The 21584-nt window shown below is 71.4% G+C and carries 21 protein-coding genes; 11 read left to right on the top strand and 10 right to left on the bottom strand.

The window, feature by feature from the left end; all coding sequences use genetic code 11:
- Positions 1 to 176 precede the first annotated feature (176 nt).
- A complete protein-coding gene (locus ABD747_RS19010; protein WP_344807520.1) occupies positions 177 to 623 on the top strand; it encodes a YdeI/OmpD-associated family protein in 447 nt (148 codons plus the stop codon).
- A 67-nt stretch (positions 624 to 690) separates the two neighbouring features.
- Here the strand turns inward: ABD747_RS19010 and ABD747_RS19005 are convergent, their stop codons facing one another.
- Genes ABD747_RS19005 through ABD747_RS18995 form a run of 3 tightly spaced genes read right to left on the bottom strand, consistent with a single transcriptional unit; the run spans position 691 to position 3487 of the window.
- Positions 691 to 1908 carry an MFS transporter gene (locus ABD747_RS19005; RefSeq protein WP_344807518.1) on the bottom strand — a complete coding sequence of 406 codons (1218 nt, stop codon included), beginning with the start codon at positions 1906 to 1908 and terminating at the stop codon, positions 691 to 693.
- A gap of 5 nt (positions 1909 to 1913) precedes the next feature.
- Positions 1914 to 2693, bottom strand: coding sequence for an SDR family oxidoreductase (locus ABD747_RS19000; RefSeq protein WP_344807517.1), 780 nt, complete (start codon positions 2691 to 2693; stop codon positions 1914 to 1916).
- Entirely contained in the window at positions 2690 to 3487 is a 798-nt protein-coding gene (locus ABD747_RS18995; RefSeq protein WP_344807515.1) for an SDR family NAD(P)-dependent oxidoreductase, read from the bottom strand. The genes ABD747_RS19000 and ABD747_RS18995 overlap by 4 nt, the downstream gene beginning before the upstream one ends.
- A gap of 245 nt (positions 3488 to 3732) precedes the next feature.
- On the opposite strand from ABD747_RS18995, the gene ABD747_RS18990 reads away from it, so the two are divergent.
- From ABD747_RS18990 to ABD747_RS18970, 5 genes are all read left to right on the top strand, one after another.
- A complete protein-coding gene (locus ABD747_RS18990) occupies positions 3733 to 4629 on the top strand; it encodes a phenylalanine 4-monooxygenase (RefSeq protein WP_344807513.1) in 897 nt (298 codons plus the stop codon).
- Positions 4630 to 4694: 65 nt separating this feature from the next.
- The gene (locus ABD747_RS18985; RefSeq protein ID WP_344807511.1) at positions 4695 to 5927 is read left to right on the top strand and encodes a hypothetical protein; all 1233 of its coding nucleotides are present in this window, start codon (positions 4695 to 4697) and stop codon (positions 5925 to 5927) included.
- 55 nt (positions 5928 to 5982) lie between these two features.
- The gene (locus tag ABD747_RS18980) at positions 5983 to 7197 is read left to right on the top strand and encodes an ATP-grasp domain-containing protein (RefSeq protein WP_344807509.1); all 1215 of its coding nucleotides are present in this window, start codon (positions 5983 to 5985) and stop codon (positions 7195 to 7197) included.
- A 21-nt stretch (positions 7198 to 7218) separates the two neighbouring features.
- Positions 7219 to 7824, top strand: coding sequence for a hypothetical protein (locus ABD747_RS18975; RefSeq protein WP_344807507.1), 606 nt, complete (start codon positions 7219 to 7221; stop codon positions 7822 to 7824).
- Between the two features lie 145 nt (positions 7825 to 7969).
- Positions 7970 to 9496, top strand: coding sequence for an HNH endonuclease signature motif containing protein (locus ABD747_RS18970; protein ID WP_344807505.1), 1527 nt, complete (start codon positions 7970 to 7972; stop codon positions 9494 to 9496).
- A 157-nt stretch (positions 9497 to 9653) separates the two neighbouring features.
- Here ABD747_RS18970 and ABD747_RS18965 read toward each other — a convergent pair whose 3' ends face one another.
- Together ABD747_RS18965 and ABD747_RS18960 are read right to left on the bottom strand one after the other, a co-directional pair.
- On the bottom strand, positions 9654 to 10556 hold the full coding sequence (locus ABD747_RS18965) for a DMT family transporter (RefSeq protein WP_344807502.1): 903 nt from the start codon (positions 10554 to 10556) through the stop codon (positions 9654 to 9656).
- A 51-nt stretch (positions 10557 to 10607) separates the two neighbouring features.
- A complete protein-coding gene (locus ABD747_RS18960) occupies positions 10608 to 12071 on the bottom strand; it encodes a sugar porter family MFS transporter (protein WP_344807499.1) in 1464 nt (487 codons plus the stop codon).
- A gap of 166 nt (positions 12072 to 12237) precedes the next feature.
- On the opposite strand from ABD747_RS18960, the gene ABD747_RS18955 reads away from it, so the two are divergent.
- The 3 genes from ABD747_RS18955 to ABD747_RS18945 all read left to right on the top strand — a co-directional run bounded on the left by ABD747_RS18955 (position 12238) and on the right by ABD747_RS18945 (position 15203).
- On the top strand, positions 12238 to 13146 hold the full coding sequence (locus tag ABD747_RS18955; protein WP_344807497.1) for a Dyp-type peroxidase: 909 nt from the start codon (positions 12238 to 12240) through the stop codon (positions 13144 to 13146).
- 100 nt (positions 13147 to 13246) lie between these two features.
- A complete protein-coding gene (locus ABD747_RS18950; RefSeq protein ID WP_344807495.1) occupies positions 13247 to 14557 on the top strand; it encodes a hypothetical protein in 1311 nt (436 codons plus the stop codon).
- A gap of 10 nt (positions 14558 to 14567) precedes the next feature.
- Positions 14568 to 15203, top strand: coding sequence for a hypothetical protein (locus tag ABD747_RS18945; protein ID WP_344807493.1), 636 nt, complete (start codon positions 14568 to 14570; stop codon positions 15201 to 15203).
- 40 nt (positions 15204 to 15243) lie between these two features.
- Here ABD747_RS18945 and ABD747_RS18940 read toward each other — a convergent pair whose 3' ends face one another.
- On the bottom strand, positions 15244 to 15768 hold the full coding sequence (locus ABD747_RS18940; protein WP_344807491.1) for a hypothetical protein: 525 nt from the start codon (positions 15766 to 15768) through the stop codon (positions 15244 to 15246).
- A 210-nt stretch (positions 15769 to 15978) separates the two neighbouring features.
- Here ABD747_RS18940 and ABD747_RS18935 point away from each other — a divergent pair, with 210 nt between their 5' ends.
- Together ABD747_RS18935 and ABD747_RS18930 are read left to right on the top strand one after the other, a co-directional pair.
- Positions 15979 to 17568 carry a sulfatase-like hydrolase/transferase gene (locus ABD747_RS18935; RefSeq protein ID WP_344807489.1) on the top strand — a complete coding sequence of 530 codons (1590 nt, stop codon included), beginning with the start codon at positions 15979 to 15981 and terminating at the stop codon, positions 17566 to 17568.
- Positions 17569 to 17717: 149 nt separating this feature from the next.
- On the top strand, positions 17718 to 18740 hold the full coding sequence (locus tag ABD747_RS18930; protein ID WP_344807487.1) for a zinc-dependent alcohol dehydrogenase: 1023 nt from the start codon (positions 17718 to 17720) through the stop codon (positions 18738 to 18740).
- A 40-nt stretch (positions 18741 to 18780) separates the two neighbouring features.
- Here ABD747_RS18930 and ABD747_RS18925 read toward each other — a convergent pair whose 3' ends face one another.
- From ABD747_RS18925 to ABD747_RS18910, 4 genes are read right to left on the bottom strand one after another with little or no spacing between them, the layout of a single operon-like run.
- Positions 18781 to 19710 (bottom strand): alpha/beta hydrolase, encoded by a 930-nt coding sequence (locus ABD747_RS18925; protein ID WP_344807485.1) that lies wholly within the window; start codon positions 19708 to 19710, stop codon positions 18781 to 18783.
- Between the two features lie 58 nt (positions 19711 to 19768).
- Positions 19769 to 20581 (bottom strand): TetR/AcrR family transcriptional regulator, encoded by an 813-nt coding sequence (locus ABD747_RS18920; RefSeq protein WP_344807483.1) that lies wholly within the window; start codon positions 20579 to 20581, stop codon positions 19769 to 19771.
- Positions 20488 to 21075, bottom strand: coding sequence for a quercetin 2,3-dioxygenase (locus tag ABD747_RS18915; RefSeq protein WP_344807481.1), 588 nt, complete (start codon positions 21073 to 21075; stop codon positions 20488 to 20490). The genes ABD747_RS18920 and ABD747_RS18915 overlap by 94 nt, the downstream gene beginning before the upstream one ends.
- 12 nt (positions 21076 to 21087) lie before the next feature.
- Positions 21088 to 21534, bottom strand: a complete 447-nt coding sequence (locus ABD747_RS18910) for an ester cyclase (protein WP_344807479.1) — start codon at positions 21532 to 21534, stop codon at positions 21088 to 21090.
- Positions 21535 to 21584 lie beyond the last annotated feature (50 nt).

The following is a 21584-nucleotide window of genomic DNA, read 5'->3' as shown; positions in this document are numbered from 1 at the left end:
CCAGGCCGCGCTGACCAACATGATCGCCAGTGGCAGCAACATCATGGGCGGTGGCAACTGAGCGCGGGCCAAGCCTCGCAGGAGGACTGAACCCGGCAGCACAACTGAACCCAGCAACACCGACCAGAACCCGAGTGGCACCCCGCCACCCGGGTTCGGTCTGTTTGGATGACGTGGTGACATTCCGGTTCCAGACCACGATCGAGCTGAACGGCAAGACCGCAACCGGCTTCCGGGTGCCGACCGAGGTCGTCGAGGCACTCGGTTCCGGCAAGAAGCCGAAGGTCCGGGTCACCATCGGCCCGCACACCTATCGCAGCACGATCGCGGTGTACGGCGGCACATCCATGCTGCCGCTGAGCGCGGAGAACCGGTCCGCGGCCGGGGTCGCGGCGGGCGATCTCGTGGCCGTCGTGCTCGAGCTCGACACCGCGCCCCGCACGGTCGAGCTGCCTGACGATCTCGCGGCGGCGCTGGCCGCCAGCCCGGGCGCCCGGGAGGCGTTCGACGCCCTCTCCTACAGCCTGCAGCGGGAGCGCGCCGAGTCGGTCGCCTCGGCCAAGCGCGCGGAGACCCGGCAGCGCCGGATCGCCACCATCGTCGACGGGCTGGCATCGTCCTGACCGCCTCGGCCGGCCCGGTTCGGCGGCTGTCGCGGACCGTCCCCGGTCCGGAGCCGACCCGACGAGATCACGGCCGGTCGACCCGCAGGTTGCGGGCCACCACGACCGCGCAGAGCAGGCAGACCAGGGTCAAGCCGGCCAGCAGATACGGATATCCGACCAGATGGGACAGCGCGGCCAGCACGACCGGCAGCGCGAAACCGAGGTAGGTCAGCGAGTAGTAGATCCCGGTCAGACCGGCCAGGCTGTGCGGGTCGGCCATCGCCTGCACCTCCACCAGACCGGCGACGATGCAGATGCCGTACGCGATCCCGAGCAGTCCGGCGGCGACCGCCGCCAGCGGCGCCGAGCCGAGCCGGGCGACGACTGTCAGCAGCACACAGCCGATCGCCAGGACGACCAGCCCGACCACCGCCTGGCGCCCGCCCGTCAGCCGCCCGATCGCCGGAACCAACGGCTGCACGGCGGCGCCCGAGGCGAGGGCGACCACCGCGGCCAAGGTGGCGAAGCCGACCTGGTCGGCACCGAGCTCGCGCGAGATCAGCGCGGGACCGACCACGAAGGCCAGCGCGGGCGCACCGAACACCCACGGCGCCATCGGCAGCACGACGCCGAAGAACCGGTGTCGCCCGCGGTCGGGGATCCTCAGGTCCGCGAGTAACCGACGGGATTGTCCGTCGACCGGGACGCGGGTCTCGCCGGCCGGGACGAGCAGCGCGAGCGCGACCAGCGACAAGGCGATGTGCACGGCGTAGGGGAGCAGGGTGGGTGCCGGTCCCCACTGGGCCAGTGCACCGGAAACGCCCGCGCCCAGACCGAAGCCGGCGGTCAGGGTGAGCGAGGCCCGCCGCGCTCGGGTGGCCGGCTCGGCGTCGGTGGAGAGCTCCTTGATCCAGGAGGTGCCGACCACCATCGCCACGGCGACGCTGAGGCCGCTGACGAACCGGCCGAGGCAGAGCAGGACCGCGCTGGAGCCGCCGAACGCCAGGACGACACTGCCGAGGATGCCGAGCAGCAGCGCGACGGTGACCAGCCGCTTGCGGCCGTGCTCGTCGGAGAACGGGCCGGCCACCAGGAAGCCGGGGATCAGGCCGAGCACATAGAACGCGAAGAACAGGTCTACCTGGACGCTGCTGTAGCCCTCGACCCGGCGATACATCAGTAGCAGTGGCGAGAAGTGGTTGCCGCCCCATGCGGTCATCGCCACCGCCGGCGCCGACCAGCGCCAGCTGCGCAGCCGACGGGCGCCGGCGGCGCGCACGTTCGTCACGTCTGCGGCGCGCACCCTCCTCACGCCTGCGACAGGGGGCTGATCACCAGCTCGTCGATCCGCACGTGCGTGGGCGCGTCGAGCACGAACAGCACACTGCGCGCGACATCGTCCGGGGTCAACATGGCGGCGCGAGCCTCGGCGGGCGGGACCACCGGCCGAAGCTCGAGAAAGTCGCTGTCCACGTCGCCCGGGCACAGGTGACAGGCCCGGACCCCGTGCGTCGCCTCCTGTGCGTTGATCGTCTGGCAGAGCGAGGCGAGGGCGGATTTGCTGGCGCTGTAGGCGACCCCGGCGTAGGGGGTGAAGCGCCAGGCGGAGTAGGAGGACACGACCACGACCTGACCGCCGCCCCGGCGGCGCAGGTCCGGCAGGGCGGCATCGACCAGCCGGGCGACCGCGACGAGGTTGGTGCTGATCACGTCCTCCAGCTCGGCGAGTGACTGGTCGGCCCAGGTGCGCCGTGGCGTGTTCACGCCCGCGGACAGGACCAGATCGTCCACCCCGTCCCAGGTCGCGGCGATCCGGGCGTGAGCCGCGCCCACCGCGCCGGCATCGCGCGCGTCCAGCGGCAGCACCAGCGGCTCACCACCGGCCCTCGCGACGAGCTCGGCCGTTTCCTCCAACCGCTCCCGCCGCCGGCCGCTCAGCGCGATCCGGCGGTGCGGCGCTGCGGCCACCGCGGCCGCCCGGCCCATCCCGCTGCCGGCCCCGGTGACCCAGAGCACGCGCCCGGCCCCGGACGTACCGGTCGTGCCGGACGTACCGGTCGTGCCGGTCGTGTCGGTCTTGTCCGTCATCGGCGCAACCCGGCGATCTCGTACGCCCGCTGCGGGAGCTGGGTCGCCAGCTTGCCGCCGCTGACGTCGACCAGCGTGCCGGTGATGTAGCGGGCGGCGTCGCTGGCCAGGAAGCAGACCAGGTCGGCGACCTCCTCGGCCGTGCCCCAGCGGCGCAGGGTCAGGGTGTCCAGCAGCCGGTCCTGCTCGGCCGGGCTCATCTGGGCGAACGTGTTGATGCCGCTCGGGATCATCCCGGGGGCGTACGCGTTCGCGGTCACGTTCCACGGCCCGAGCTCACCGGCGAGCGTCCGGGTCAGCTGCACCACGGCGGCCTTCGAGGCGGCGTAGGCGGCGCTGCCGATGCCGGGCACGATCGCGGCGAATGATGCCGCGTTGACGATCCTTCCCGCGTTCTGCCGCTTCATGATCGGCACCACCGCCCGGCACATCCGGAAGGTCCCGCCGACATTCACGTCGAAGCAGCGGTTCCAGGCTTCGTCGTCGATCTCCTCGACCAGCCCGTCGCCCATCACGCCGGCATTGTTAACCAGGACGTCGATCCGACCGAACCGCCCCGCGACGTCGGCCACGAACGCATCCACCGCGGCGCTGTCGCGGACGTCGCAGACCCGGGCGTCGCCGGTGACGTCCGCGGCTCGGCGGGCGTCGTCGAACCAGGAGACGGCCTTGGCGTCGACGTCGGAGATCACCACCCGCGATCGTTCGCGCAGGAACGACTCGGCGATCGCGCGACCGATGCCGCGTCCGGCGCCGGTGACGATGACGACCCTGTCGGCCAGATCCAGGAGCATCATCAGAGTCTGTCGCCAGCGGTGGACGCCGGTGCGCGCGGGTCCCGGGCCAACCGGAATCCGGACCCGGCGCCGTCGTTCCGGCTGACCGGGCCCGGACCCTCGGCCTACCCTTGGATCGGGGCCCGGCACGCAGGCTCCCGAGCCGCCGGCCAGCAACCCTTGGCTGGCGGGACCACCAGGACGCCGCGCCGCGCACCCGTCGGGCGACATCCGGACACTGGCCCACACCGTCAGGAGGAGAGATGTTCGAAGAGGCACAGCTCTACGCACCCGTCACCCGGTCCGAGACCGGTGAGGCGACGGTCCATCTCGACCACGACCACCCCGGAGCGTCCGACCCTGAATACCGGGCGCGGCGCAATGCGCTGGCGACGCTGGCGATGGAGTGGCAACCGGGCGACCCGATTCCGGTGGCGCCGTACACCGACGCCGAGCACGAGGTCTGGCGGGTGGTCTGCCGGGAACTGCACCGGCTGCACGAGCGGCATGCCAGCGCGCTCTATCTGGACGGCAAGCAGCGGTTGCGGCTGCCGGAGGATCACATCCCGCAGTTGTCCGAGGTGAACCAGCGGCTTCGGCCGCTGACCGGCTTCGGCTATGTCCCGGCCGCCGGACTGGTTCCGCTGCTTCAGTTCTACGGGTCGCTGGCCGACGGAGTCTTCCACTCCACCCAGTACGTCCGGCACCACTCGGTGCCCCTCTACACCCCCGAGCCGGACGTCCTGCACGAGGTAGTCGGGCACGGCAACTGCCTCGCCCACGACCGGTTCGCCCGGGTCTATCGGTCCGCCGGCGAGGCCGCTCGCCGGGTCGAGACCGAGGAGGCGCTGGAGTTCATCTCCAAGGTGTTCTGGTTCTCCCTGGAGTTCGGTGTGCTCCGGGAGAAGGGGGAGGTGCGCAGCTACGGCGCCGGCCTGCTGTCGTCCTACGGCGAGATCCAGCAGGTGGCCGACGCCGACCTGCGACCGCTCGACGTCGCGCGGATGGGTGTGCAGACCTACGACATCACCCACTATCAGCCGATCCTGTTCTGTGCCGAGGGATTCGGTGAGGTGGAGAACGTGGTGGGAGGCTTCTTCGACGAGGTCGACGACGATCTGGTGCAGCGGTTGGCGCACGCGGCGTCGACCCCGGCATAGGTCTCCGCACCGGGGACCGGGCTGGGACCGGCGACAGCGGGCGCCGCGACCGATAGCCTCCGGCTATGGTCGTCGCCGCCTTTGTCGCTCCCTATCTGCTCGAGGCCACCGCACGATTCGTGCTCTGCGCGGCCCGGATCCCCGGCGTACGACTGGGCGTGATCACCACCGAGCCGGTCGATCGGCTGTCGCCCGAGCTACGGGAGGCGCTGGCCGGGCACTGGCGGGTCGAGGACGCCCTCGATCCGCAACAGATCGCCGACGCCGTCCGCGGTCTGGCCGGGCAGCTCGGCGGCCCGGTCGAGCGGCTGATCGGCGCACTCGAGCAGCTGCAGGTGCCACTGGCCGAGGTGCGCGACGCGCTCGGCATTCCGGGGATGACCGCGGAGGTGGCACGAAACGTCCGGGACAAGTCGCGAATGAAGTCGGTGCTGCGAGCCGCCGGCGTGCCGTGTGCCCGCCACCAGCTGGTGTCACGGACCGAGGAAGCCACGAACTTCCTGGCCGAGGTCGGCCTGCCGCTGGTGGCCAAGCCGCCGGACGGTGCCGGTGCCAAGGCGACGTACCGGCTCGACACCGAGGCCGACTTCGCCTCCTGGCTCGGGGCCGCCCGCGCAAACCCGGCAGAGATCTGGCTGCTGGAGGAGTTCCTGACCGGACGCGAGCACACCTTCGACAGCGTGACCGTCGGCGGCGAGACGTTGTGGTCGTCGATCTCGGACTACCAGCCGCCGCCGCTAGAGGTGCTGCGCACGCCCTGGGTGCAGTGGACGGTGCTGCTGCCGCGAGACATCGGCGGTGCCGAGTACGACGCGATCAAGCAGATCGGCCCGGCGGCGCTGCGCGCTCTCGGGGTCGACACGGCCTTCACGCACATGGAGTGGTTCGAGCGGCCTGACGGTTCGGTCGCGGTGTCAGAGGTCGGCGCCCGCCCGCCGGGCGCCCAGCTGGCATCCATGATCGGCTTCAGCCACGGGGTCGACTTCTACACGCTGTGGGCCGAGCTGGTGCTGCTCGACCGGTTCGAGCCGCCGGATCGGATCTTCGCGACCGGCACCGCGTATCTGCGGGGAATGGGCCGTGGCGTGGTCCGGACCGTGCACGGCGTCGACGAGGTGCAACACGACATCGGTGAGCTGGTGGTGGACGCCCGGCTGCCGCGGCCTGGGCAACCCGCGTCGACGTCGTACGAGGGGGAGGGGTTCGTCACCGTCCGGCATACCGACACCGCCGTCGTCCGGCAGGCGCTGGACCGGATCATCACCGGACTCCGGGTCGAGCTCGAGGAGGTCTTGTGACGATGAGCGTCGGTATCCGAAGCGTCTGCGCGAATCGTCGGACCGGGAGGACCTCATGACCAATGTCGTGATGGTGTCGCCGGGCTTTCCGTTGGAGATGGCGTACTTCACCCGGGCGCTGGCGCGCACCGGCGTGTCGGTGATCGGGATCGGCGACCAGCCCGTCGAGGCGCTGCCGGCGGAGGCTCGTGATCATCTGGCGCACTACGAGCACGTCTCACTGGCCGACGAGGGCGCGGTGCTGGCTGCGCTGCACGGGCTGGCTCGGCACGCGAGCATTGATCAAGTCGAGTGCCTGTGGGAGCCGTACATGGTGCTTGCGGCCCGGATCAGAGAGTCCTTCGGCCTGCCCGGGATGACCGTCGAACAGACACTGCCGTTCCGGGACAAGGAGCTTATGAAGCAGGTGCTGGATGCGGCCGGCATCCGTACCCCGCGACATGCCAGCACCTCCACCGTGCAAGGAGTGTGGGAGGCGGCCGAACGGATCGGCTATCCGTTGATCATCAAGCCGATCGCCGGGGCCGGATCCGCCGACACGTTCCGGGTCGATTCGGCGGCCGAGCTGAGCGACGTGCTGCCGATGGTGCGACACGTCGACGTGCTCAGCGTCGAGGAGTTCATCGAGGCCGAGGAGTTCACCTACGACACCGTGTGCGGCGGTGGGGACGTCGTGTTCGAGAACATCTGCTGGTATCGACCCCGGCCCCTGCAGGCGCGCAGCCACGAGTGGATCAGCCCGATGACCGTCGCGCTGCGTGACATCGACAGTGATCGGCTGGCCGAGGGCCGGGCGATGGGACGGGCGGTCCTGCAGGCGTTGGGATTCCAGGCCGGCTTCACCCACATGGAGTGGTATCGCAAGGACGACGGCGAGGTGGTCTTCGGCGAGATCGGCGCGCGGCCCCCGGGCGCGCGGACCGTCGACGTGATGAACTACTCCACCGATGGCGACCTGTTCCGGACCTGGGCGGAGGCGGTCGTCGGCGCGACCCCCGAGCCGCTGGTGAAGGCGTACAACGCCGCGAGCATCTTCAAGCGGGCCGAGGGATCGGGCCACATCACCCGGATCGAGGGCCTGGACGGGCTGTTGGCGCGGTATCGCGACAACGTGTGCGTGCTCGACCTGTTGCCGGTCGGTGCGCACCGCCGCGACTGGCGGGCCACCCTGCTCTCCGACGGAATGATCATCGTCAGACACCCGGAGCTGGACGCGCTGATCGAGCTCGGCGACCGATTCGCCCGCGATCTCCGGATGCACGCCGGCTGAGCAATTGCGGGTCGGACAGCGATGGAATCCGCAGCGGAGCTCGAAATCCTGCCCGTCGGCCCGGATCACCTCAACCTCCTGGGACAGCTGTTCGAGGTCTTCCGATCCACGCGTCACTGTTGGTGCACGGCGTTCTGCTCGACGTCGTGGCAGTTCGCGGCGGGCTGGTACGGCGGCGGCAACCGGCGGAGATTCGAGAGCCTGGCCGTGACCCAGGACCAGCCGATGGGAGTAGTGGCCGTCCACGCCGGTCAGCCGGTCGGCTGGTGCGCCTGCGGGCCGCGGATCCGCTACGTCGCGGCGTTGAGCGGGCGGAGCCGGCTCATCGTCGACCGCCCGCGCGACGAGGACGAGGACACCTGGCTGATCCCCTGCACCATCGTACCCCCGGTCGCGCGCTCGGCCGGGCACCACATGTCGGCGTACGCGGTGCTCCCGATGCTGCGCGGGGCCGTCGAGCTCGCTCGCGACGCGGGAGCCGCGGCGATCGAGGCCTGGCCCTTGGCGAAGGGCGTCAGGAGGCCGTCGGACGCGCATGTGGGTCGTGAGGGGCTGTTCGAGCGCGTCGGCTTTCGGCGGGTGCAGCAGCCCACGCACGATCGCGTGATCATGCGTCTGGAGTGCTGAGCCTGTCGGAGCGTCACTCACGTCCCGACACACACAACCCTCGCCGATCTCCTGATCCAGAACTGTCACCCGTGTCCTGAGACATCACAGAAGTGATCGCGCGGTGGTCTTTGTTTCCGAACGTGTGTTCGACTAGAATGGCTGCATGGGAGTCGGGGGTGGGGTCGTCGATGCTGACGTGGCGTCGCCGCTGCGGCATGCCCTGGACGGGTTCTCGACCGCTCTGGATCATCTGGTGAAGCTGGTCGACGACGGCGCGTTGGTCGATCTCGACCCGGATGAGTTGGTCGGGTTCGCGCAGGAGGTGGAGGCGGTCCGGAACCGGGTCGCGTTGGTCGACCACGCCCTGATCGGGCACGCGGTGGAGGCGGATCTGCCGGCACGGTTGTGTCAGCGCTCGCTGGTGCGGGTGCTGGCCTCGGCATTGCGGATCTCGACTGGGGAGGCGGCCCGGCGGGTCCGGGCGGCCGAGCAGCTCGGGCCGCGGCTGTCGATGACGGGTGAACCACTCGGGCCGCGGCGGCCGGTGCTGGCCGCGGCGCAGCGTACGGGTGGGGTGACGCCGGAGCAGGTCGCGGTGATCGATACCGCGCTCCGCCAGGTCGACGGGGCCGGGTTCGACCCGGCCGACGTGGCCGCGGGTGAGCAGATCCTGGTGTCGGCCGCCGCCGATGTCGGGCCGGAGGATCTGCGCCGGCTGGCGGTCCGGGTGGTGGAGGCGATCGACCCGGACGGCACCGTGCCCAACGACGAGCACCACCAGACCCGGCGGTTCTTCCACCTCCGCGCCGTCAAGGACGGATCGTTCCGCGGCGAGTTCCGGCTCACCCCCGAGGTCGGGCAGAAACTCAAGACCGTCCTCGACTCCCTCGCCACCAGCCAACCGACCAGCATCTGCCTCACCGGCAGCCCAGCCGGCGGGGCCGGGCCGACCGGCGCCGACGGCTCGGCGACGGGCGCGGCGGGAGCCGACGGCTCGTCTGCAGGTGTGCCCGGCGCCGGTGCCGGCGGATTCGGGCAAGTCGACGGCGGGTCGGGGCGGCGTGAGGTGGAGCCGGACCCGCGGACCCGGCCGCAGCGGTTGCACGACGCCCTCGGACAGGTCTGCGATCGGCTGCTCCGATCCGGCACCCTGCCCGACACCGGCGGCATCCCGACCACGGTGCTGATCACCATCGACGCCGACGATCTCGCCACCCGGATCGGAAGCGGCCGGTTCACCGACGGAACCCCCGTCCCCGCCGACCAGGTGATCGAACTCGCCGACCAGGCCGGCATCGCCTGGTGCCTGCGAGGCTCCACCGGCGACATCCTCACCCTCGGCCGGTCCCGCCGGCTCGCCACACCCGCCCAAACCCTCGCCCTCTACGCCCGCGACGCCGGCTGCTCCTTCCCCGGCTGCGATGTCGACCCCCACTGGTGCGAACGGCACCACGTGATCCCCTGGACCGACGGCGGACCGACCGACCTGACCAACCTCACCCTGGTCTGCCGCTACCACCACCACAACTTCCAACGCCGCGGCTGGCACTGCCGGATCACCACCGACGGCCTCCCCGCCTGGACCCCACCAAAATGGATCGACCGTGCCCAACGCCCGATCATCCACCCCCGCATCGCCAGCAAGAACTGGACCACGACACCACCACTCCCCGACACCGAACCTCCCTGACCCCGAACCTCCCTGACCCGGCGCATCGGCGTGCGGTCCGAGCGTGCCGACAAGCCCGCCTCACCGGTCGGCCCCGGGGCAAGGGAGACGTGGATCCGCGGGTGACAGCCGAGGCGGCAGGGACGAAGCCTGCGCCGCCCCCGTCCGATGCGCCGAATCACCGGTTCGGTTCCCGGGCGACCGCCGGTGGGCGAGTCATCGGCGGCCGCACCGCCGGACGGGCGGAGCTGGATCGGGCGAGCCCGACGGTGGCCCAGCCCATCGCCAGCACCGCCACCGCGACCACCACCCAGCCGGCCGGCGACGTGTGCAGGCCCTCGCCGAAGATCAGCACCCCGCAGACGGCGGCGGAGATCGGAGTCATCACGGTGATCGCCGGTTGGGACGCTGACAGCGCCGCCGCCTGGAAGGCGACCTGCTGCAGTGCGACGCTCGCGACGGCCATCAGCAGCAGGGCATACAGCTCCCAGCTCGTCGCCACCGCTCGCAGCTGGACTCCACCGCTCGTGCCGATCGTCAGCACCGACTTCGACAACGCGGCCTGGATGCCGAACATGATCCCGGTGCCGAGACCCAGCAGCAGCGCGCGCCGCGTACCCCGAACGCGTCTACCCAGCAGGCACAGGGCCACGACGACGCCGAGCGCCGGACCGACGATGACGAGCCAGCTCGACCAGGGCTGGATCGGCTGCCCGTCCGACGGTCGTCCGATCAGCACGAAGGCCGCCAGGGCCGCGGTCAGGACGCCGGCGTGCACCCACTGGCCGGTCGTCATCGACCGGCCGGCGAACCGGGCCGCCAGCGGCAGCGCGAACAGCAGGCTGGTTACGCCCACCGGTTGGACCACCAGCAACGCACCGACCGAGAGTGCCCACGCCTGCAGCGCGACGGCAAGCACGCCCAGTCCATAGCCGAGCAACCATCGCGGCCGGGCGAGCATCGCCCTGAGCAGACCGAGACCGCGGTCGCCGACCGACGCCGCCTCCGACTGCTGCAACACCATGCCGACCGCGCCGACCAGCGCCGAGCCCACCGAGAGCAGGACGGCCAGCCAGGTCATCGCGGGCGGACTCTGTGCGGATCGGGGTTGCCCGCTCGAGCGGTGACCGGATCAGGCCGTCGCGTGCCGGTGCGCCCGCTCGGTGAACAGGGTCTCGGTCTGCTCCAGATCCATCCCCTTGGTCTCCGGGATCCGCCACAGGACGTACACGAACGACAGGGCGGCGAACAGGGCGTACATGGCATACGTCAGGGGCAGCGACCAGGCACTCATGGCCGGGAAGGTGAGCGTGATCAGGAAGTTCGCGAGCCACTGGGCCATCGCGGCGACGCCGAGTGCCTTGCCGCGGATCCGGCTTGGGAAGATCTCGCCGAGGAGCACCCAGACCAGCGGACCCCACGACGCCCCGAAGCCGACGACGAAAGCGTTCGCCGCGATCAGCGCCACGGTGGCCCAAGGCTGGGGCAGCAGCACCGCGCCGTCCGGCCCGACCCCGGCGAAGGCGAACGCGACCGCCATCAGCCCGAGCGAGATGGTCATGATCACCGACCCGGTCAGCAGGATCGGCTTGCGGCCGACCCGGTCGACCAGGAAGATCGCGACCAGGGTCACCAGCACATTCGTGACCGAGGTGATCACGCTGGTCAGCAGCGAGTCCGACTCGGAGAAACCGACTGCCTGCCACAGCGTGGTCGAGTAGTAGAAGATCACGTTGATGCCGACGAACTGCTGGAAGACCGACAAGATGATGCCGACCCAGACGATCGGCTGCAGGCCCAGCACCGGTCCCCGCAGCGACACGCCCGCGTTGGCGCGGTCGGTCTCGATCGCGGTCTCCAGGTCGCGGACGGTGTGGTCGAGGTCGACCGGTGGCACCAGCTGGGCGAAGATCGAGCGCGCCTCGTCGCGGCGTCCCTTGGCGAGCAGGTATCGCGGCGACTCGGGCAGCGTGAACGACAGCAACCCATAGACCGCCGCCGGGATGACGCCGACCAGGAACATCCAGCGCCAGGCCTCCAGGCCGAACCACAGCTCGTTGTCCGCGCCGCCGGCAGCGTTGGCGAAGAGCGCGTCGCTGAGCAGGGCGACGAAGATGCCGATCGTGATGGCGAGCTGCTGCAGCGAGGCCAGGCTGCCACGGATCTGACGGGGTGCGATCTCGGCGATGTAGGCCGGCGCGATCACCGATGCGGTGCCGATGCCCAGGCCGCCGATCACCCGCCACAGGGCGAGATCCCAGACGCCGAACGCGAACGCGGCACCGAGCGAGCTGACGAAGAACATGATGCCGCCGATGAACATCACTCGCAGCCGGCCCCAGCGGTCCGACAGGTTCCCGGCCAGTACGGCGCCCGCAGCGCAGCCGAGCAACGAGATCGCGACCACGAGACCGGTCACCACGTCGTTGAGGGCGAAGTCGCGCTGGATCGAGTCGACCGCACCGTTGATCACCGACGAGTCGAAGCCGAACAGGAAGCCGCCGACCGCCGCCGCCACGGACAGGGCGACCGCACGCCGGCCGTACGGGCTCTTCACGGAGAAAGACGACTCGCCGATGTCCTCGCTGGCGCTCATGATCACCGATCTTTCCACTCGCCCGGTGCCGCCCGTCGCCGGTCGCTGATGGTCGACAACGCGACCCCGTCCCACTCATGGTGCCCGCTGCCGCGTGGACCCGCTAGCCTGCTGACCGGATTTCGACCGGGTCGGAACCGGTTCGACGGGAGCTGTGGAGGACGTGATGGGCGACGCGGCGGGACCGCAGCTGGGTGTGCTGGCCTTCGGGACGACCAGTCACGCCTACCTGGAGCTCGATCGACGGGCCGGGGTCCCGACCGCGGCCCTGGTCGCCGCCGTCGAGGCGGTCGACGCGGCCGTGATGACCGGCGCCGGCTGTACGGTCGTGATCGGCTTCCGGCCGGAGGTCTGGCGCGAGCTCTCACCGGCCTCCTGCCCGGACGGGCTGACCGGCTTCGATCAGCCGGTGGTCGGCGACGACGGCTTCACCATGCCGGCGATCCAGCACGACCTGCTGCTGTGGGTGGCCGGCGGCAGCCGTGACGTCGTCTTCGACAGTGCCGGCGCGGCGGTGCGCGGGCTGGCCGACGTCGCCGTCGTCTCCGACGAGTCCGAGGGATGGAGCTATCAACACCACCGCGACCTGACCGGGTTCGTCGACGGCACGGAGAACCCGTCCCTGGTCGAGATCCCGTCGGTCGCCCTGGTGCCGCCGGGCCGCCCGGGCGCGGGTGGCAGCGTGCTGCTGCTCCAGCGGTGGCCGCACGACCCGTCCTGGCGCGACCTCGACGTCGCCGAGCAGGAGCGAGTGATCGGGCGGACCAAGAGCGACAGCATCGAACTGGCGGACAAGCCGGAGACCGCGCACGCGGCCCGGACCGATCAGGACGAGGTCGGCAAGATCGTGCGGCGCAACCTCGCCTACGGGTCGGTCACCCGGCACGGAACGATGTTCGTCGGCCTGTGCGCCGACCAGCGGGTTCTGCACGAGATGCTGCGCCGAATGGCAGGAGTGGACGGACAGCCGCGCGACGCACTGACGCGCTACAGCTCGGCGGAGACCGGCGCCTACTACTTCCTGCCGGCCCTGGACGACCTGCTCGCGCTGGCCGGCGACCCGGCCGCGAGCTGATCCCCGCGGCCTGCCCGAAGGGCGGCACTTTGGGGCAAGGATTCTCCGGCCCGGATGGCTAGGCTGCCAGTCGAATCGCTTCCCTCAGGTGAGGTACGGGATGCCGCAGCGTCGGGCCGAACCGCAGGAGTGGATTCCGCACGTCCTGCGCCGGTCCGATCCGGATCCGCTCGACGATTCGGCGGTCGCGGATCCCCGGCTGCGACACGCGCCGGGCGATGTCGCCGCGCTGCAACGAGCGGCCGGAAACCGCGCGGTCTGCCGGCTGGTCGAGGACCCGTCCGGCGCCGCCGGGCCGATCCCGCCGGTGACGATCCAGCGGTGGGCCTGGGTCTCCGCGGCCCAGGTCAAGCCGGACGAGCCCGGGCTGGACGCCCGGATGAAGACCTTCACGACCGACAACGTCGTCCGCGACTACGGCAGCATGAGTGAGTTCGCCGACCACGCGGCCGGCAAGACCGACTACCTCGGCAACCTGCCGGCGACGTCCGGCAGCCCGGGCACCTGGGTCCGCTTCGCGCCGGGCGGCACGAACCTGCTGGGTGAGGACCATACGCTGGTCACGATGGAGCACGTGGCGCCTGCGGTCGGCTCGAAGAGCTTCACCTACGAGCCGTTCGCGACCGACGACCTGAGCAGCCGGCCCGGCATGAGGGCCGCGTACGAGACCGAGAACGCAGACCGGTTCAAGGCGTTCGGTGTGGACAAAGTGGCCGACAAGCGCCAGTTCGGCGGCGAGTCGCTGTTTCCCAAGATCGGGTTCGCCTTCGTGATCTTCCAGCCGTACGCAGACGGGGCCAAGTCGTTGGACGACCTCAAGCCCGGCGGGTACGTCGGTCAGCCGTTGCAGCGCTATCTCAAGATCGCCTGGGGTTATGCGGCCGACGTCGTGGACGAGGTCGACCAGCTGAAGCAGGCGAAGACGCCGGTGCCACCGGCGCACCAGCAGCTCGCCGCGACCCATGCCGCGACCAAAGGCGAGCTGGACGGGTTCATCCAGGGGCTGCCCGTCGACGGCTATCTCGGCGATGCGCTCGACACCACCGCGGGCAAGAAGAAGTTGCCCGCGCTCAGCCGGCTGTCCGCCGCCGTGATCGCGTCGATGACCGCCCGGATGGAGGCCGACACCGGGATCACCCAGGCGGAGCGGAACCAGCTCAAGGCGATGCCGCGCGGCACGCCCGACCAGAAGGGCGCCATGTTCGGCAAGTGGCGCAACCTCTACTTCTCGCACGCCGTTCGCGACGCGGTGGCCCGCGGCGTGCGCTACGTCGGGATGGGCCGGGAGCACCTCGACTACCTGAAGGCCGAGGGCTTGCCGGCGCAGAGCCGCGGCTACGACATGGTCGCGAAGGATCTGAACGACTTCGCCACCCTGACGAACAACCTGAAGTCCAGCGCGAAGCCCTGAGGTGGCGATCATGGACGGTCTCGATCTTCCCAACGCCCGGATCCGGCTCCGCCGCGAGTCCACCGCGCCCGGCGCCCCGGACCGCAGCTCCGAGCTGACACTGTGGCTCGACGGCCCGCGCTTCCGGCTCCGGGACCACGCGGGCCGCCCGTTCCCCGACGTCCTGGCCGACGTCACGGCGCCGCGGGGATTCGGCCGGACGGCGCGCAGCATGGAGGACTTCGCGACCGCCTGGACGCCCGCCGAGCACCCGCGCCGCCCGACCGAGATCTTCGTCGACGGCGCGGCCGGGCAGGCCGTGGTGGTCGAGGGCGACGACGATCCCTGGCGGCTGGACGCCACGGACCCGCTGAGACTGCTGGACCTGGTGCTGGCCCGAGGTCGACAGCAAGAGCTCAGCGCGGACGGCGAGGGAACCGTGCTCGACCGGGTCTGCGGCCGGTACCGGTTCGAACTGCGCGGCGAGGAGCAGGGCACCGGCTACCGGACGGAGGTGCAGTGGTGGATCTTCGAGCCCTATCTGCTCCGCCGCGAGCTGCGCGACCTGCCCCACGGTCGGCTGTCCATGATCACCGAGGTCGTGCAGCTCGACGAAGGCGTGGTGACGAACGCCGATGTCGGCTTCGCCGACCCGACGACACCCTGATCGGGAGGGCCCGGGCCCTGGGAGCCCGGACGCGGACGGCTCAGTGCGACTCGCCGTAGGTATGCGCCAACAGCTCGAGCAGCACCACCAAGACGCCCAGGCCGAACTCGGCGAACAAGATCACCAGGCGAGATCGCAACGGCAGCCGGAGACGACGGGCGGCGAGGTAGCCGATCACGATCAAGGTCGCCGCGAGCGCGATGGACGAGGCCCGCATCGCCTGTTCCAGGTGCCACCGGCCGAGGCCGGCCAGGCCGATGAAGATCAGCGGCAGCACCAGCACGCCGAGCGAACTGGACGAAACTCGCACCATGTGCCCCAGCTCCTCACGGGCCGGCATCGTCGCGTGCACGACGATGTGGGCGACCAGGTCGGCCACGAAGACGGCCAGCAGGGTTCCGACGACGGTGATCGTCAACGTGACGGCCGCAGCACCGGGGGTCAGGTCCTCGGCGCGTGAGCTCATCGCGATCACCACGGCGAGGCTGGTGAACGTGACGTAGATGCGCTCCTTGAGCCGTTCGGCCCGGCGCTCGGGCAGCTCGGCGGAATCGGTAGCCGTCATGGGGGTCAGTTGACCCGAACCCGTCCAACCCTGGCAAGTCACCGCGCGCACCGGGCGCGACCCGGTCGGGATCCCGCCCGCCGGCCGACCCGGACACATCAGGTGGAATCTCTCGTCTAGGGTCGGACCGGGACCTGGAGGAAGACGACGCGCGACGAGTCGGTTCGGCTGCCTGTCCGCTCGGCTGCGCTGGACGCGCTGGCGATAGCGGTGATCTTCGTTGCCCTGGTGCTGCCGGACCGGCTCGACCGGCTGGTGCCCGAGGCGTTCGTGGTCGCACCGATCGAGCTCGTTCTCGGTGCCGCCGTGCTGTTGGCCCTGCCGCCGGCGCCCCGCCGGGTCCTCGGCTGGCTGCTCGGGGCGGCGCTGGGTCTGTTGACCGTTCTCAAGCTGGTCGACCTCGGCTTCTCCGCGGCCCTCGGCCGGCCGTTCGACCCGGTCCTCGACATCGGCCTGCTGGGCGACGCGGTCCGGCTGCTGGTCGCGAGCGCCGGCCCGCCGGTGCAGGCCGGCGCGGCGATCGGCGCGGTGGCGATGATGGTCGCCGTGGTGGCCGGCGTGCTCGCCGCGGTGCTGCGGGCGGCCGGCGCCGCCGTGGCTCGGCGCACCGCTGCGTCGTGGCTGGTGTGCGTCGGCACCGCCGGCTGGTTGCTGCTGTCGTCCGCAGACGTCCGGCTCGAACCGGATCTGCCGCTCGCCTCCGACGCCGCGTCGGCGATGGCGTTCGGGCGGGTGGTCGGCATCGGCCGGGGCCTAGGCGACCGGGCCCGGTTCGAGCGGGAGGCATCGGCGGACGCGTACGCCGATGTCTCGTCGGACCGACTGCTGACCGCCCTGCGTGGCAAGGACGTGGCGCTCGTCTTCGTCGAGAGCTACGGCCGGTCTGCGATCGAGGACCCGGGACTCGCGCCGCGGATCGACGGCCTGCTCGACGACGGCACGCGACGGCTGGCGGCCGCCGGGATCGGTGCGCGTAGCGGCTATCTCACCTCGCCGACCGCCGGCGGTGGCAGCTGGCTGGCCCAGTCGACGCTGCTCTCCGGTGTCCGGATCGACAACCAGCAGCGCTATCGGGAGCTGGTGGCCGGCGACCGGCTTACCCTCGTCGGCGCGTTTGCGCGCGCGGGCTGGCGCACGGCTGCCGTCGCGCCCGGCACCACCCGGCCGTGGCCCGAGTCGCGCTTCTTCGGCTATCAGCGTGTCCACGACGAGGCGCATCTCGGCTACCGCGGACCGAGCTTCAGCTGGTCCGCGATGCCCGACCAGTACACGCTTGCCGAGTTCGAGCGCAGCGAGCGGGCGCCGGGTCATCGGCCGGTGATGGCCGTCGTCCCGCTCACCTCGAGCCACGCGCCCTGGACGCCGGTGCCGCCCCTGATCGACTGGGGGAGCGTCGGCGACGGCTCGGCCTACGACGGCATGGCCGCGCCCGCGCTGCCGCCCGAGGCCATCCTGACCCGCGATCGCGACCAGGTGCGCGCGGACTACGTCCGGGCGCTCGGCTACTCGCTGCAGACGCTGACCTCCTACGCCGACAGGTTCGGTGGTGACGACCTGGTGCTGATCCTGGTTGGCGATCACCAGCCGTCACCGGTGGTGACCGGTGATCGGGCCGGTCACGACGTGCCCGTCAGCGTGGTGGCGAAGGACCCGGCGGTGCTCGCCCGGATCGGATCCTGGGGCTGGACGACCGGCCTGCGGCCGGCCGACGACGCGCCGGTGTGGCGGATGGAGGAGTTCCGCGACCGCTTCCTGGCCGCCTTCGACGACGGCCCGCGCCCGGCGGGTTCGCACCGGTGACCGAACCGGAGCGTGGGCTCGTGGGAGTCGGCGGCGGCGAACGTGATAAATAGCGGTGATCGTGACAAGGAGGGTCCGGGAGGGGACACGATGAGACGCGACCTGAGCGACCTCGGCGGGCGCGGGAACTGCCGCCGCTTCGACGTCCGGTGCGCGCGTTCGAGCTGACCGGGCCGCGGACGGGCGGGGTCGTCGAGGTCTCCCCGCCGGTCGCGGTGCCGGGTGAGGTCGTGGTCGAGGTCGACCGGGTCGGTCTGTGCGGGACCGATGTGGACTTCTTCATCGGCGACATGCCGTATCTGGAGTCGGGGGACACGACGTACCCGCTGCGGCTGGGGCACGAGTGGACGGGGCTGGTGGTGGAGGTGTGCGCCGGTGTCGACCCGTCCTGGATCGGGCGGCGGGTGATCGGCGACACCATGCTCGGCGACGGCACCTGCCGGCGTTGCCGCGCCGGCCGTCAGCACGTCTGCGAGAACCGCCAGGAGGTCGGCATCCGCGGCGACCGACCCGGAGCGCTCGCCGAGCGGCTCGCCGTGCCGGCGTCGTCGCTACATCTCTTGCCGGACGGGCTGGATCCCGTGCTCGGCGCCCTGGTCGAGCCGGGCGGCAATGCCTGGCGGGCCGCGCGGGCGGCACTCGACCCCGACTCGGCGGGCGGCCGCGTGCTCGTGCTCGGACCCGGCACGATCGGGCTGCTCAGCGCGATGTTTCTCCGGGCCGCGGGCGCCGAGGTCCACCTGATGGCGCGGGACGAGGATTCGACGGCGTTCGCCCGGACGCTGGGTTTCCAGCGGGTGTGGCGTGAGGACTCGCTGCCCGACGAGCCGTACGACGCCGTGATCGATGCGTCCTTCGCCCCCCACCTGCCGGCGCTCGCGCTCGACCTGGTCGAGCCGGCCGGGCGGCTGGTCTATATCGGCCTGGCCGGGCGGCCGAGCATGATCGACACCCGGACACTGGTGCTCAAGGACGTCACGGCCGTCGGGATCTTGTCCGGGTCGCCGGGACTTGCCCCCGCGATCGCCGCCTACGCCTCCGGTGCCGTGGACCCGCGACCGCTGGTGGCGGCCACCGTCGGCCTGGACGGCGTCCGAGATGTGCTGGCCGGCATCCGCCCGGCGGGCTCGGGGCCCGGCCCCAAGATCCACGTCGACCCGCGCCGTCGGTGATCGCGCCGGCGGCCCGGCTCGTCCCGCTGGGCGACCGAAGTCAGGCGCCGGTGGTCCACGGGTCGAGCAGGAACGCGATGCTGCGCTCGAGCGCCTGGGCCGGCGCGTGGGGCGAACCGAACCAGGTGTGATCGGCACCAGCGAGGCTGTCGAACACGACCGGCGCGCCGGCGGCGTCGAGGGCAGCGGCCAGCCGTTCGCTTTGTGCACACGGAATCAGCCGGTCGTCGCGCCCGTGCAGAAGCAGGATCGGCGGCGCGTCCGGGCGGACGTACGTGATCGGGCTGGCCTGGCGCGCCAACTCCGGCACGCTGCTCAACGGCGCTCCGAGCAGCCGCGCCTCGAGGCTGTCCGGTGCCGTCGGGTCCGCCCCGGCGTCGGCCGCCAGCGCGAGGAAGTCGCTGGGGGCGTACCACGAGACGACCGCGGAAACAGAGGTCGACCCTCCGGTGACCCCGACCGAGCCGTCGAGCTCATCGCCGGTCAGGCCCAGCAGCAGCGCCAGGTGCGCGCCGGCGGACTCGCCCCAGGCTGCGATCCGGTCCGGATCGATGCCGAGCTCGTCGCTGCGCGCCCGGAGCCAGCGCACGGCAGCCTTGGCGTCGTGCAGCTGAGCCGGCCAGCGCGCCTCGCCGCTGAGCCGGTAGTCGGCGCTGGCCACGGCGATGCCGGCCACCGCGATCCGCTCCAGCGCGCTCGGTGACCAGCGCGCATAGGCGGGACCCAGCAGCCGTCGGCTGCCGAGCTGCCAGCCGCCGCCGTGCAGGAAGATCACCGCTGCGCCCGTGCCGGCCGTACCGGCGGGCGGCAGGTACAGATCGAGCTCCAGCGGCCGTACGCCGGGAAGATCGGCATAGGGAACACCCGACAGCACGCGGACGCCCTCGTCGGTGATCCGGGCCGGCGGAAGGGGATCGTCGTGAGCCGGCGGCGGGAAGGCGGCGCCGGGGGCGAACGGGTTCCCGGTCATGGCGCGTCCGGCCCGTCGAGGCCCGGCAGGACCTCGATCTTGTGCGCGTCGGCGGCCTTCATCCGCGGGACGCCCGAGACGAACGGGGAGCGGCCAGCAGGATGCGTTGCCAGGCGTCGACGACGTGGTCGCCGAAGCGCTCCGCGGTCCAGCCCCGCTCGCCGACGAGCAGCGTCCAGTACTCCGGTCCGTTCATGCTCCAGACGATGTCGGCGACGTCATCGTCGGTCAGGTCCTCGCGGAGCTCGCCGGTGGCGCGGAGGTCCGCCGCGAACTGCCGCATGTTCTGCGCGCGCCGGTCGGCGATCCGTTGCCACTGGGCCGCCGATTCGGGGTCGGTGCCCGCTGCGTCGCGCAGCGCCAGCACGACCGGCGCCAGCCGGGGCTGGAGCGCGATCAGACCGTCGACGTACGCCCTGATCTTGGCGTCCGCGGTGGTGGCCTGACGGACCCGCAAGACGTAGTCCCGCTGCTCGGCGGGCACCGCGACGTCGCTCCCCGAGATCGCGGTCTCCAGCACCTCGCGCAGCACGTCCGGCTTCTTGCCGACGGTGGCATAGACCGTGTCCACCGCTACCCGGGCGCGCCGGGCGATGTCGGCGACCGTCGTCGCGGCATAGCCGTTCGCGACGAACAGCTCGTGCGCCGAAGCCAGGATCGCCGCCCGGGTAGCGGCTGCCTGCTCCGCCCGCCGGGGTGAGCGGTACGTCCGCCGCGGCCGGGCGGGGGAGTGCTGCTGGTCGTCGGCGTCGGCGTTGGCGTCGGTGTCGGTGGAGGTCAGGGCAACGGACCCCCTCCCGCGCTCGGCGGCCCGGGTGGGATCGGCGGCCCGACCACCCGCAGACCGTAGCTCGGCGCGAGCCGGTTCCACGCCTCGACGTCGGCGGCGGCCAGCCCTCCGTCGGGCAGCCGTCGCTCCGCGGCCGGTACGCCGAGGTCGCGATAGATGTCGAGCAGGGCGCCCGGCAGGCTGATCGCCAGATAGCGGACCGGCCGGTCGCCGCTCACCCGGAACGCGTGCGGGATGTTTCGGGGCAGATAGATGAAGTCCCCGGCGGTCAGCGAGACCAGCTCGTCACCGGCGCGATAGAGCACCGAGCCGTCCAGCACGAACCAGGCCTCTGACTCCCGGGTGTGCACGTGCGTCGGGGTGGCCAGGCCCGGCGGCTGGCTGACCACCATGGCGGCCAGGTCGCCGCCGGTTTGCTCGGCGCCGACCAGCCTCTCGAACAGCGATCCCATCGCCCACCAGGCCTCGCCCTCCCCGGATCGGCAGACACTCACCGGGTCCGCGATCCCCGTGCCGGCCTGCTCGCCCACGGTCTGCTCCTCAGCTGTCGCGTCCGAGGTCACGAGATCGCGCATCGTCGTGGCCGTTCAGCCCAGCCGGGCCAGCACGCCGGTCTGGGCGAGCATGGCGAACCGATCCGGCACACCCCAGTGCTCGACAATCCTGCCATCGACGACACGCGCGATGTCGACCACCCTGAAGTCGACCCGGCGCCCGCTGGGCGGCCCGAAGAACGGGCCCGAGGCGGTGCCGCGGGCGCGGACGCGAACCCAGATCGTGTCAGCCGACTCCACCGAGTCCTCGATGGTGAAGGTGATGTCCGGGACGGCGCGATGGACGTCCCGGATCGCGTCGCGGACATGCTGCAGCGCCTCGGCCGGCGATCCGCCGGCGAGCCCGAACTGGTGCTCCACCAAGTCCGCCGAGCACAGCTCGTCCACCACGGCGGCGTTGCCGGTGGCGAAGCCCTCCTGGAACATCCGCTCCAGCACGACGTACGCCGCCGAACGCTCCCGGGTGATCTCGACAGTCATCTGCTGCTCCCTCCGACATTGATCCGAAGTTTTATCGGATGAATAATGAC

It is taken from the genome of Microlunatus ginsengisoli, from assembly GCF_039537205.1.
Taxonomy (GTDB): domain Bacteria; phylum Actinomycetota; class Actinomycetes; order Propionibacteriales; family Propionibacteriaceae; genus Microlunatus; species Microlunatus ginsengisoli.
This window is presented reverse-complemented; position numbering and strand designations above follow the sequence as displayed.

Bases quoted from the DNA above. Each gene is read 5' to 3' on its own strand.
- ABD747_RS19000 (WP_344807517.1), bottom strand. From the start codon at position 2,693: ATGACGGACAAGACCGACACGACCGGCACGACCGGTACGTCCGGCACG.
- ABD747_RS18995 (WP_344807515.1), bottom strand. From the start codon at position 3,487: ATGCTCCTGGATCTGGCCGACAGGGTCGTCATCGTCACCGGCGCCGGA.
- ABD747_RS18990 (WP_344807513.1), top strand. From the start codon at position 3,733: ATGTTCGAAGAGGCACAGCTCTACGCACCCGTCACCCGGTCCGAGACC.
- ABD747_RS18985 (WP_344807511.1), top strand. From the start codon at position 4,695: ATGGTCGTCGCCGCCTTTGTCGCTCCCTATCTGCTCGAGGCCACCGCA.
- ABD747_RS18980 (WP_344807509.1), top strand. From the start codon at position 5,983: ATGACCAATGTCGTGATGGTGTCGCCGGGCTTTCCGTTGGAGATGGCG.
- ABD747_RS18975 (WP_344807507.1), top strand. From the start codon at position 7,219: ATGGAATCCGCAGCGGAGCTCGAAATCCTGCCCGTCGGCCCGGATCAC.
- ABD747_RS18970 (WP_344807505.1), top strand. From the start codon at position 7,970: ATGGGAGTCGGGGGTGGGGTCGTCGATGCTGACGTGGCGTCGCCGCTG.
- ABD747_RS18965 (WP_344807502.1), bottom strand. From the start codon at position 10,556: ATGACCTGGCTGGCCGTCCTGCTCTCGGTGGGCTCGGCGCTGGTCGGC.
- ABD747_RS18960 (WP_344807499.1), bottom strand. From the start codon at position 12,071: ATGAGCGCCAGCGAGGACATCGGCGAGTCGTCTTTCTCCGTGAAGAGC.
- ABD747_RS18955 (WP_344807497.1), top strand. From the start codon at position 12,238: ATGGGCGACGCGGCGGGACCGCAGCTGGGTGTGCTGGCCTTCGGGACG.
- ABD747_RS18950 (WP_344807495.1), top strand. From the start codon at position 13,247: ATGCCGCAGCGTCGGGCCGAACCGCAGGAGTGGATTCCGCACGTCCTG.
- ABD747_RS18945 (WP_344807493.1), top strand. From the start codon at position 14,568: ATGGACGGTCTCGATCTTCCCAACGCCCGGATCCGGCTCCGCCGCGAG.
- ABD747_RS18940 (WP_344807491.1), bottom strand. From the start codon at position 15,768: ATGACGGCTACCGATTCCGCCGAGCTGCCCGAGCGCCGGGCCGAACGG.
- ABD747_RS18925 (WP_344807485.1), bottom strand. From the start codon at position 19,710: ATGACCGGGAACCCGTTCGCCCCCGGCGCCGCCTTCCCGCCGCCGGCT.
- ABD747_RS18915 (WP_344807481.1), bottom strand. From the start codon at position 21,075: ATGCGCGATCTCGTGACCTCGGACGCGACAGCTGAGGAGCAGACCGTG.
- ABD747_RS18910 (WP_344807479.1), bottom strand. From the start codon at position 21,534: ATGACTGTCGAGATCACCCGGGAGCGTTCGGCGGCGTACGTCGTGCTG.